Origin of the sequence: Propionispira arboris (genome assembly GCF_900109225.1) — a bacterium.
In the GTDB taxonomy this organism is placed as follows: domain Bacteria; phylum Bacillota; class Negativicutes; order Selenomonadales; family Selenomonadaceae; genus Propionispira; species Propionispira arboris.
On sequence record NZ_FNZK01000001.1, the window covers coordinates 412,103 to 422,799 of the forward strand.

Genomic DNA, 10,697 nt, shown 5'->3' on the forward strand with positions numbered 1-10,697 from the left:
ACTTGGTAGCGAAATTAATAGAGAAAATCGAATTAAAATTAACTTGGAGGCGGGATACGTGAAGTTTAAATTTTTGCATAATAATCTTAATGTATTGGACTTAGATAAGTCACTCAATTTTTATAAAAAAGCTTTGGAACTTGAAGAGGTGAGACGGCTTGATCGTGAGGGTTTTACTTTAGTGTATTTAGGTGATCACGGTGCTACATCGCATGAATTGGAATTAACCTATATTCATGGACGTACGGAAAAATATAATTTGGGTGAAAATGAAGTTCATTTGGCATTTTGTGTGGATGATTTTGCAGCTGCTCATGCCTTGCATGAAAAAATGGGCTGTATTTGCTATGAAAATAAAAAAATGGGGATTTATTTTATTGCTGATCCAGATGGATATTGGTTAGAAGTGATACCGAAGGATCATACGTCACAGAGTTAGTCTTTTTAGCAGTATTGATTTTCCGATGGATAATACTTATCCATCGGACTTTTTTATGGTACAATATAAGAAGATTTTTTATTTTTAATGGTTGCATGATAAGGAGGGGGTTATTATTTTGAACAAACAAAAATTCCAGAGCATGATTGATGAATTTACGGTTAATCAAGAAGAACTTCAGCAAATTTCGGCTGCTTTTAGACGTGATATAGAAATGGGACTGGTTGATGAGCAGACATCTTCATTGCGTATGCTTAAATCGTATGTGGGTCTGCCAGCAGGCGATGAACAAGGTGAGTTTTTGGCACTTGATTTTGGGGGGACGAATATTCGTGTTTTACGGATTAAACTGCATGGACATGGTCAATTTGAAATATTGAAAAAAGTTGCTAAACCTTTGCGTGTTCAGGGGATTTATGATTTTATTGATGCCCAGGCAAAAGCGGAAGATTTATTTGATTTTATTGCAGGACTTGTGGATGAGGCTATCGATGAAAATCATGAGCAGGAATTTTTGCTTGGGCATACCTTTTCTTTTCCGTCTGAACAAACCAATTTATACAATGCCAAGTTAATTATTTGGACCAAAGAGTTTGCCACGAAAGGTGTAGAAGGTCAAGTTGTCAATGATCTTTTGTCTGAGGCACTCGTGCGAAATGGTGTGGGCAATGTTCGCCCGACGGCTGTGATCAATGATACGGTTGCCGTGCTTTTAGCGGCGGCCTATAAACAAAGTTCGACGTATATTGGTTCAATTTATGCAACAGGTCATAATACCTGTTATTTGGAACCTTATAAAGGTGAAGCGAAGGCTCGGATGATCATTAATTTGGAATCAGGAGCATTCAATAAAATTGCGCCGAATACATATGATAAGATTTTAGATGAGCAGTCAGAAAAACCGAATGAACAGCGTTTGGAAAAAATGGTATCAGGACGCTATCTTGGGGTCTTGTTTGGTTTGGTGATTGCCAATGGTTTTGGAGCAAGTAATAAATCTTATGATTTTACGAGTATTGATTTGTCGGCGATTTTATCTGATGAAACGACCGCATTGGATGATGTGAAAAAAATTATGGAAGTCAAACTGGAACGAACCATTCTGCAAGAAGAGTGTGAATGGGTTAGAGCACTCGCCGAAGCAATTGTGGTTCGATCTGCCAGACTTGTGGCGGCTACTTTCGCTGGTATCATTTGGCATCTTGATGGTGATACAGTTCGAAAGCAGCACATAGCGGTTGATGGTTCTCTTTATGAAAAGATGCCTTTATGTGTTGAGTCGATTCAAAAAGCTTTATATGATATACTTGGTGAACAGGCTTCGGCATTGGATACGGTGCTGGAAAATGGAGGATCAGGTCTCGGGGCAGCTATTGCAAGTGCCATTGAACCCGTGACTTAAATTTTCTAAGACTAAAAATTATAAACGGACCGGCTTGGTTTTATCGGGCCGGTTCTTATAGTATAAGGATTGATTGAGGTTGTTAGTATGGAACAGAGTTTAAGTCTGAATCTTGGACAAAAGTTAGCAATGACAGCGAAGTTACAACAAGCTATTCAGATTTTGCAGCTTTCGTCACAAGACTTATGTACCATGATAGAAAATGAATATTTAGAAAATCCGGCATTAGAAATGGATGAATCGTTTTCTGAAACGGATGTAGATGAAAAAACGACAGATCGGTATAGCATTGAAGATATAGCAAATTTAGCAAATTATTTAGGTGATGAGCGACCAGGAAAAGTTGTACGTGATGATACCAACCAAAGTTTTGAAGTGATGGAGGTTTCACAAAATTCACTGGTGGACATATTGATTGAGCAAGTAAATTTTACTTTTTCGAAAAAAGAAGAACATAAAATTGCAGAGTATATTGTAGGCTCAATTGATGATTGTGGGTATTTGCGTATTTCATGCGCTGAAATTGCCATAGCTATGCAAGTGAGTGAAGCAGCGGTGGAGACTATATTAGAAATAATTCAAACTTTTGACCCGGCAGGTGTAGGAGCGCGTGATCTAAAAGAATGTTTAATGATCCAAGCGAAACAGCAAGATATATATCAAGGTCTTATTGCGTCTGTTATCGATAAACATCTTGATGCAGTTGCAAGTGCACAGTTTAAAATGATTGCTGAAAAAGAAAATTGTTCACCAAATGATGTGCAGGCAGCAGTTGATATTATTCGTAAACTTAACCCTAAGCCAGGGAGCTCTTATGGCGGGAGACAATCGGATTATATTGTGCCGGATGTTGTGGTTCGAAAAATAGATGATGAATATATTGTTTTAGTGAATCAATATGGAACACCTAAACTGAATATTAGTTCAACCTATAAAAATGGTGTGAATTTTGATCATGATACGAAAAAATATATTGAACAGAGAGTGAATTCAGCAGCCTGGCTCATAAAGAGCATCGAGCAGCGCCGGATGACTTTATTTAATGTAGTTACTGAAATTGTACGACTGCAAAAGGAATTTTTCGATAAAGGAACAAATTATTTACGCCCCATGCTGATGAAGACGATCGCGGAAAATGTTAATGTTCATGAATCGACGGTTAGCAGAGCGGTTGCCAATAAATATGTTGAGACACCGCATGGTGTGGTTCCGCTGAAAAAGTTTTTTACCGCAAATTTGGGTAGTGTGATGGAAGGCGAAGAACTTATTGCCAGTCAAGTGAAAATGATGCTAAAACAAATGATTGAAGAAGAGAATTGTAAAAAGCCATTTAGTGATCAGCAGCTTAGTGATATGCTGAAAGCGAAAAATATGAATATATCAAGACGGACCGTGATGAAGTATCGGGAACAGCTTGGATTTCTGTCATCTGTGAAACGAAAAAGGTATTAATTCCTATATAGAGTATATTAAAAAACAATTGTTATTTTTTGAACTTTCACATATAATAGAGGCAAGCTCCATGCTTTGTACGTATATTGTTTCTTAGTGGATATCGTTTTAATAAATGGAAAAATAAGAATATTTAGAGTACAGGAGCTTTTGTTTATCCTTATAAAATTTTTTATAAGGCCAGATTCTATAGGATGGCGAGGGGATCTATATGAGTCAGGATGATAACAAGCAAAGAAAACATGTGGTTATAATTGGGGCTGGATTTGGTGGTGTGAAAGCAGCACGCAGTTTAGCAAATGAAAACGTAGACATTACAATCGTAGATCGAAATAATTTTCATTTGTTTCAGCCGCTTTTATATCAAGTATCAACAGCAATTTTAGCAGAGGCTGAGATTGCCTATCCGGTTCGGGCGTTTTTTCAAAAAAATAACAATGTAGAGTTTTTTTTAGGTGAAGTTATTGATTTTGATCTTGGCGCAAAAAAAATTATCACGGATCATGGCCCTGTTTTTTATGATTATTTACTGATAGCAGCTGGGTCGATGACAAATTATTTTGGCATGGATACGCTGGAAAAACATTGTATGGGTATGAAAACATTGGAAGAGTCCGTGCGAATTCGTAATCATATTTTGAATATATTTGAAGAAGCGAATAAAGAAGAAGATTCGCAAAAACGCAAGCAGTTATTGACATTTATTTGTGTAGGTGGTGGTCCTACTGGCATTGAAGAGGCGGGGTCTTTATCGGAACTTATCTACCATGTGATGGCGAAAGAATATCATAATCTTGATTTTTCGCAAGTAGATATTAAATTAATTGAAGCTACTGATAAAGTGTTACCGATGATGCCAGATAATCTTCGAGAAGAAACAATCCATGTTCTGCAACGCAAAAAAGTGGATGTACGTCTTAATTCACAGGTGCTAGAATATGATGGTCAAAAACTGACATTAAAAAATGGTGAAGTGATTCCGACACAGACGGTTATCTGGGCTGCGGGTGTAAAAGCGGTACCGATTGTTGCTAAGCTGGGTGAAGACCTAGATCGATCTGGGCGGGTTGTCGTACAAAAAACACTACAGTTAATCCATCATCCAGAAGTTTTTGCTATTGGTGATAATGCTTGTTTTATGCAGGATGGAAGCCCTTTGCCGACCATTGCTCCGGTGGCGACGCAGGCAGCACTTCTTACAGCTGGTAATATCATGAAACTGATTCGTGGAGAAACTGTATTGGATGAATTTTCTTATAAAGATGTAGGAAGTATGGCAACAATTGGTCGTGGCGATGCGGTTATGTTTAAAGGTACATGGCAGATGAAAGGCTTTTTTGCTTGGTGTGCCTGGATGGTGGTTCATTTGATGCGTTTGGCGGGCACACATACGAATATTACTGTTGCTTTAAAATGGATGTGGAATTTCTTTTCAGGCACTCGTTTGGGCAGGATTATTACGAAAGAATAAACAAGCCGAAAATGCAGTGTGAAAAATATTTAAACTTGAGATATAATTGTATAAGATTGTGGTATAATGTGGAATGGGTTATAGACTTATTCCACATTCTTATTTATAGAGGTATTGTTTATGATGAAAAGAGTATACTGTGCGTGGAGCTGTCTGCTTATTTGTATATGCATAGAAGGCGGCTTTTTACAAGAAGCACAGGCACGACATAGTGAAACGAAATCTGTAGTGCAGACAGAATCAGCAGTGAAACTCAAAAGTACAACGGTTCAGGCTTATAAAGTTACACTTAAACACAGCGAGGCTTTAGCAGAGACGGCGAAACCTTCTGCTAAAACTTTGGTAATAAACAGTCCAGTGAGTGAACCACAAATGATTGATAAAGTCCGCATTACTTGGAATCAGGTTGCTGATGCAGTTATGTATCAACTGGTGATTACCAAGGGGAAATCACCAGTAAAAGATCATATAGTAACAACGAAAGATGAAATTTATACAAATGGTTATGAACTAGCTACCGCTGTTTTTAATGTAGCGGGGGACGACCTGCATTGGCAGGTGCGAGCGATGGATATCAATGGAATTCCTATTTCACGGTTTACGGAATTAAAACCGTTGGTTCTGCAGGAAGTAAATCCTACGGCACCGAAAGTAACTACACAATTTGATAAAATGGCTTATACACCATTGTATCCAGTATATTCATGGATACCTTACCTGAAGGCTAATGCATATGAAATACAGGTTTTTTTTGATGATGATAATAATCCCAAAACACCGGATCAATTACTTAAGACTGATTGGGTGACGGATCCTAAAAAATATGATTACTATGATGATACAGCCTATGCGAAACCTGGTACATATTGGTGGCGAGTGCGTGCTGAAAATGCAGTATCTCAGCCGATTAGCGATTGGTCAACGGCAAGCTATTTTATAGTTACGAATACAAATATAAAAATAGCTGCTTTAGGCGATAGCATTACACATGGCGGCGGAGCTGTATCAAATCCACCGAGCTATACAATGTACAATTGGGAAACGTATACTGGTGTGCCGATTTTGAACCTTGGATTTAGCGGAAATACTGTTGAGTCAATGCTGGCCCGCTTTGATGCCGACGTCCTTCCGTTTAAACCACAGTTCCTTGTCATTATGGGAGGGGTTAACAATATTCGTGCTGGAGATTCGGCAGGTCAGGTTATACAGGTGTTGAGCCAAATTCGTGATAAATGTTTAATCAATAAGATTACACCAGTTTTTGTTACGGTTACCCCAATTAACCCTCGACTGATGACAGCTGTTGCTGGTCTGAGCCCAACCACGGGATGGGAGTATCAACAAATGCAAATCAATAACTGGGTTAGGCAGCAACCAGCTTACGTGGATGTGACGCCTCGGCTTACGGACTGGCGGGGATGGCTATCTGAATCTTTGACGACGGATGGACTACATCCAGACATGGAAGGTAAAAAAATTATTGGACAAACTATCGGCGATTATTTTAAAAATAAATTTCAAATCACTTAATATAAAAAAATAAAATGAAGTCTCATGTGCACGAAAAAATTTTGTGTAGGTTTGCGAGAAAATTATTGAATAAACTTAGAAAATTGATAGTTGATTTACTTTTGGAGGCAGATAAAATGAAAATAAAGCGTATAGATACAACATTTAGTACGGACCGAATGCAAGAATCAAAAGATTTTTACATGAAATATTTTGGTTTCAAACTCGCTTATGAAAGCGATTGGTATATTGAATTGACCACGCAGACAGAAGATGCTGGTATTAGTTTTACGTTACCGCAGCGAGAGGAAGGCGAAATTTTTGGTGGCAGGGGTATGATATTATCCTTTGAAGTTGAAGATGTCGATGCTGAGTATGAAAAATTTCAAGACGAAGAAATTACGATCTGCCAGGTTTTACAGGATAAACCATGGGGAGAACGAAGCTTTGTAGTGGATGATCCGAATGGTGTGCACGTTTATGTATATAAATTAATTGAGCAGACCGATGAATATAAAACATTGTATTCACCATTTAAAGAAGCGCGCTAAAACTGATTGGTCTAAAAAAGGCTGCATTTCCTTTTGCTAAGGGAATGCAGCCTTTTTTAGATTGGCATGTTTTTGTAGGTTTCATTGAGTTTCGTTATTTTGCAAGCAGCTGCAGTCCAATTTGTAATGTCTTGGGTCAACGTGTCGGTTTCTTCTTTTTTTACAAGAATAAAAAGTTGGACTTGGTCAGTAAAAATTTTATCTTCAATAAAGATATCTTTTTTGTGAAAATTATTTTCTAATATACCAAGTAATGTGTAGTCGATATCGATGCGAATACGAATGAATAGGGTACGAAGGACAATATCGCAATTTTCTAAACCTAGAGTAGCGGCTTTTCCATAAGCTCGAATGAGACCGCCAGCACCGAGTTTTATGCCGCCAAAATAACGAGTTACAACAATGACCACATCACTGAGTTCATTTTTTTTGATGACTTCCAGAATGGGTTTGCCAGCAGTCCCGCTAGGTTCACCATCATCATCTGCTTTTTGTAAAGTGCTTTGCCCAATGACATAAGCCGAGCAGTTGTGTTTGGCATCGAAATATTGCTTTTTAATTTTATTGATGAATGCCATACTGGCAGCTTCATCGGCAATGGGTTCCACAAAGGCCAGAAAGCGAGATTTACTGATTTCATACTCAGCTGTAGAACCTTTGTCAATTGTTTTGTAGTTTATATCCATAAAATCCTCTCGTTTATTTGTTTTCTTTGATTATACAGGAAAAGCTTCTGTTTGTAACCAATTGTCCATTGAATATAGCCTTGGAAAGCAGCTTTTTTGAAAAAATTTTATCAGGTTTATATGAATTTAAAGTTTTAGTATAGCTAAAATTTTTGTTTTGTAGTATCCTGTATGTACTTAATAAAAGAATAATATTTTTATAGAAAGAAAGGTCGTGTTAATACAGTCATGAAAGAACCAACGATGAATAGGGGTTTGAAAAACAGACATCTTCAACTGATATCCCTTGGCGGGATTATCGGTAGTGGGTATTTTTTGGGAACCGGATATGTTTTAGAGAAAGCGGGTCCGGCATCAATTCTGGCATATTTATTGGGCGGCGCAATTGTACTTTGCGTTATGTTGTGTTTAGCAGAGCTCGCTGTAGCTAAACCTGTTTCGGGATCCTTTGTAACGTATGCGAAAGACAATATTTCGTCCACTTGGGCTTGTGGGGTGGGCTGGGCTTATTGGCTGAATTGGATTGCTTATGTACCGTCGGAAATGATTGCGGCGGGAATTATTATGAATAAATTTATACCAGAAGTAAGTCAGGTTTGGTGGGCTGTTCTGTTTGGTTTGATTGTGACGGTCATTAATCTTTTTAACGTAGAGAAGTTTGGTGAAAGTGAATTTTGGCTGGCGATTGTTAAAATTGTAGCGCTGGTTATGTTTAGCATTGTAAGTATACTGATCTGTCTTGGTTTGATTGGTGACCAAGGCGTACTGGGAACCAGCATTTTGCTTGGTCATGGAGGCTTTGCCCCAAATGGGTATTGGTCCATTATTTTAACGATGGTTATTATAATGGTTAATTTTCAAGGATCAGAAATTATCGGCTTGGCCGCAGGAGAATGTGAACATCCGGAAAAAAGTATTCCTATCGCGGTACGCAATGTAACTTGGCGCATCATAGCGCTTTATATCATACCTATTTCACTTTTGATTTCGATTTTGCCTTGGGATCAGGCGACTTTAGAAGAAAGCGTTTTTGCAGCGGCGCTGAGTCAATATGGGCTTAGTGGAGCAAGTTCTGTATTTGCGTTTGTGGTATTGACCGCTGCTATTTCTTGTTCAAATTCAGGATTGTATGGAAGTGGCAGAACACTGCATGCTTTGGCGAAAATTGATATGGCACCTAAATGGCTGGGGGCTCTTAATAAAAATGGAATGCCGCAAAATTCTATTTTGGTTTCAGTTTGTGGTTGCTGGCTGGTTATTGCTTTGTATACTTTGGATGCGAGCGAAACAGCTTATACGTATTTATTAGCAGTATCAGGTTTTACGGGAGCTATGGCTTGGATTTCGATTTGTTGGAGTCAGTATAATTTCCGTAATAAAATTATAGCAAAGGGACTTGAATCTACACTTAAATACAAAACACCGTTTTTCCCGTATGTCACGTTGTTTGGTATTTGGGTTCAAGTTATTTGTTTATTGGTGATTGCCTTTACAGCAGATCTTCGGTCTACTTTATATGCGGGTATCCCAATGATGGTGGTACCGATGATTTGGTATAGACTAAAGAAACATCACGTGGTACATCATCCGGCCATACAAAAAGAATAAGCCATACAAGAAGCAGGCAATATCGGTTTTTATTAGACCGATACTGTCTGTTTTTATATAAGTAACTTCTACTATGAGGGTTAATAAAAAATATTAATTGAAAACCTACAATACTATTGACAAACATACAATAGATAGGTATAATATATAAATGTTCCTAGGGAATACAACCTAGTGGGATACATGCGGAAATAGCTCAGCGGTAGAGCATCGCCTTGCCAAGGCGGGGGTCGCGAGTCCGAATCTCGTTTTCCGCTCCATTTTCTTTCTGGGCCTATAGCTCAGTTGGTAGAGCAACCGGCTCATAACCGGTCGGTCTCTGGTTCAAGTCCAGATGGGCCCACCATATTTTCAAAGTGGAAAGATATTGGATTGTGTATTTTGAAACTTAATGGTTGTTTTATTATGACTCTGTAGCTCAGCTGGATAGAGTATTTGACTACGAATCAAAGGGTCGCAGGTTCGACTCCTGCCAGGGTCACCAAAAATTATATTGTGGGTAGGTGCCCGAGTGGTTAAAGGGAGCAGACTGTAAATCTGCCAACTTCGGTTTACGATGGTTCGAATCCATCCTTGCCCACCACTGTAATTCATAAATGTACAGCCTTTGCTTGTACATTTTATTTTTCACTAAATGGTTAACTTTAATGAAACATAAGGTTGACCAAATGAGGCGCTTCGGTTATAATATAAAAAGATTCCAAAACGAAAATTAAATTTATTTGTCATACTTGAGGGCCTCGTTTTTATAATGGGGCTCTGCTTTTTATTTAAAAAGGTACATGGGTTTACTTTATAAATTATAAACAGTAAATTTGGGAAAAAAATTACAAAACATGTTGACAATGTAAAAAGTATAGTGTAATATAATACAAGTCGCTGATGCAAACAACAGCGACAAACAAGAAAAAATAGAGCAAACTACTAAAAGAGATTTTTAAGTGTTTGAACAGGATTTTTTAGAAAATATATTGACAATAACCAAATGGTTGTGTTACTATATAAAAGCTGATTAACAGAAATCACACAGTGTTCTCTGAAAACTAAACAATGTAATTAAGATATATGTACCAACATGTATCAAGCCAGATGTGCGGGTTTGAATTTATTCAAACCAAAATTAAGTTGGTATGCGGAAATAGCTCAGCGGTAGAGCATCGCCTTGCCAAGGCGGGGGTCGCGAGTTCGAATCTCGTTTTCCGCTCCATAATATTCGTTCCAAGTTTATACGAGGAACATCAATTTTAATTAATTGAGCCTATCAAGGTTCTCTAATATAATTTATTGGAGAGTTTGATCCTGGCTCAGGACGAACGCTGGCGGCGTGCTTAACACATGCAAGTCGAACGGAGTATTTTATTTCGGTAAAATACTTAGTGGCGAACGGGTGAGTAACGCGTAGACAACCTACCTTTTAGATGGGGACAACATCGCGAAAGCGGTGCTAATACCGAATGTTGTGTCTTTTCCACATGGGAAAGCTACTAAAGATGGCCTCTATTTATAAGCTGTCACTAAAAGATGGGTCTGCGTCTGATTAGCTAGTTGGCGGGGTAAATGCCCACCAAGGCAACGATCA

At 38.2% G+C, this 10,697-nt stretch carries 8 protein-coding genes, 5 tRNA genes and 1 rRNA gene; 13 read left to right on the forward strand and 1 reads right to left on the reverse strand.

What is annotated here, in order from left to right:
* Positions 1-58 precede the first annotated feature (58 nt).
* The 6 genes from BMY14_RS01830 to BMY14_RS01855 all read left to right on the forward strand — a co-directional run bounded on the left by BMY14_RS01830 (position 59) and on the right by BMY14_RS01855 (position 6,824).
* Positions 59-439: a VOC family protein gene (locus tag BMY14_RS01830; RefSeq protein ID WP_091828671.1), complete on the forward strand. Its 381-nt coding sequence runs from the start codon at positions 59-61 to the stop codon at positions 437-439.
* Between the two features lie 118 nt (positions 440-557).
* A complete protein-coding gene (locus tag BMY14_RS01835; RefSeq protein ID WP_091828672.1) occupies positions 558-1,841 on the forward strand; it encodes a hexokinase family protein in 1,284 nt (427 codons plus the stop codon).
* Positions 1,842-1,928: 87 nt separating this feature from the next.
* Positions 1,929-3,293 (forward strand): RNA polymerase factor sigma-54, encoded by a 1,365-nt coding sequence (rpoN, locus tag BMY14_RS01840; protein ID WP_091828673.1) that lies wholly within the window; start codon positions 1,929-1,931, stop codon positions 3,291-3,293.
* Positions 3,294-3,504: 211 nt separating this feature from the next.
* Positions 3,505-4,764, forward strand: a complete 1,260-nt coding sequence (locus BMY14_RS01845; protein ID WP_091828674.1) for an NAD(P)/FAD-dependent oxidoreductase — start codon at positions 3,505-3,507, stop codon at positions 4,762-4,764.
* A 120-nt stretch (positions 4,765-4,884) separates the two neighbouring features.
* On the forward strand, positions 4,885-6,294 hold the full coding sequence (locus BMY14_RS01850) for an SGNH/GDSL hydrolase family protein (RefSeq protein ID WP_091828678.1): 1,410 nt from the start codon (positions 4,885-4,887) through the stop codon (positions 6,292-6,294).
* A gap of 116 nt (positions 6,295-6,410) precedes the next feature.
* Complete coding sequence (locus BMY14_RS01855) at positions 6,411-6,824, forward strand: VOC family protein (protein WP_019552102.1); 414 nt, start codon at positions 6,411-6,413, stop codon at positions 6,822-6,824.
* A 56-nt stretch (positions 6,825-6,880) separates the two neighbouring features.
* On the opposite strand, the gene BMY14_RS01860 is transcribed toward BMY14_RS01855, so the two are convergent.
* Positions 6,881-7,510 (reverse strand): YigZ family protein, encoded by a 630-nt coding sequence (locus tag BMY14_RS01860; RefSeq protein ID WP_091828679.1) that lies wholly within the window; start codon positions 7,508-7,510, stop codon positions 6,881-6,883.
* A gap of 228 nt (positions 7,511-7,738) precedes the next feature.
* Here BMY14_RS01860 and BMY14_RS01865 point away from each other — a divergent pair, with 228 nt between their 5' ends.
* The 7 genes from BMY14_RS01865 to BMY14_RS01895 form a co-directional block, all read left to right on the forward strand.
* The gene (locus tag BMY14_RS01865; protein ID WP_245741207.1) at positions 7,739-9,118 is read left to right on the forward strand and encodes an amino acid permease; all 1,380 of its coding nucleotides are present in this window, start codon (positions 7,739-7,741) and stop codon (positions 9,116-9,118) included.
* A gap of 185 nt (positions 9,119-9,303) precedes the next feature.
* Positions 9,304-9,378, forward strand: a tRNA-Gly gene (locus tag BMY14_RS01870).
* A gap of 10 nt (positions 9,379-9,388) precedes the next feature.
* Positions 9,389-9,464: transfer RNA gene (locus tag BMY14_RS01875), tRNA-Ile, on the forward strand.
* Positions 9,465-9,525: 61 nt separating this feature from the next.
* Positions 9,526-9,602, forward strand: a tRNA-Arg gene (locus tag BMY14_RS01880).
* Positions 9,603-9,615: 13 nt separating this feature from the next.
* Positions 9,616-9,701 (forward strand) — tRNA-Tyr (locus tag BMY14_RS01885).
* A 549-nt stretch (positions 9,702-10,250) separates the two neighbouring features.
* A tRNA-Gly gene (locus BMY14_RS01890) sits at positions 10,251-10,325 on the forward strand.
* A gap of 74 nt (positions 10,326-10,399) precedes the next feature.
* Positions 10,400-10,697, forward strand: a 16S ribosomal RNA gene (locus BMY14_RS01895); the annotation flags it as partial.

Bases quoted from the DNA above. Each gene is read 5' to 3' on its own strand.
- rpoN (WP_091828673.1), top strand. From the start codon at position 1,929: ATGGAACAGAGTTTAAGTCTGAATCTTGGACAAAAGTTAGCAATGACA.
- BMY14_RS01845 (WP_091828674.1), top strand. From the start codon at position 3,505: ATGAGTCAGGATGATAACAAGCAAAGAAAACATGTGGTTATAATTGGG.
- BMY14_RS01850 (WP_091828678.1), top strand. From the start codon at position 4,885: ATGATGAAAAGAGTATACTGTGCGTGGAGCTGTCTGCTTATTTGTATA.
- BMY14_RS01855 (WP_019552102.1), top strand. From the start codon at position 6,411: ATGAAAATAAAGCGTATAGATACAACATTTAGTACGGACCGAATGCAA.
- BMY14_RS01860 (WP_091828679.1), bottom strand. From the start codon at position 7,510: ATGGATATAAACTACAAAACAATTGACAAAGGTTCTACAGCTGAGTAT.
- BMY14_RS01865 (WP_245741207.1), top strand. From the start codon at position 7,739: ATGAAAGAACCAACGATGAATAGGGGTTTGAAAAACAGACATCTTCAA.